General features: G+C 45.9%; 1 rRNA gene. It reads left to right on the top strand.

Going from position 1 to position 351, the window contains the following annotated elements:
• Positions 1-83, top strand: a 16S ribosomal RNA gene (locus IB257_RS31425); the annotation flags it as partial.
• Between the last annotated feature and the right edge of the window lie 268 nt (positions 84-351).

Genomic DNA, 351 nt, shown 5'->3' with positions numbered 1-351 from the left:
CGATTACCACGGTAGGATTCATGACTGGGGTGAAGTCGTAACAAGGTAGCCGTATCGGAAGGTGCGGCTGGATCACCTCCTTTCAGAGCTTAGTGCTCGTGTTAAGCGTCCACTCTTATCGGTTGTTGTTGTAGCTGGAGTCAATATCATTGGCGCCGCGTAGAAGCTAACTCATAGCGCTGCATGCAGTGTTATGAGTTGGGTTTTACCCAACAGCTATATTTGTTCTTTAACAATCTGGAAGAAGCACAACGAAATGTGCTCATCGAGTAATCAGCTTGCTGATGAAGATGGGTACGGGTTGTGATTGCATTAATTTTGTTCCAAGTTCTCAAGACTGGGGTGAATAAC

Source organism: Achromobacter sp. ACM03 (assembly GCF_014851665.1).
In the GTDB taxonomy this organism is placed as follows: Bacteria; Pseudomonadota; Gammaproteobacteria; order Burkholderiales; family Burkholderiaceae_B; genus Achromobacter; species Achromobacter aegrifaciens.
This window is presented reverse-complemented; position numbering and strand designations above follow the sequence as displayed.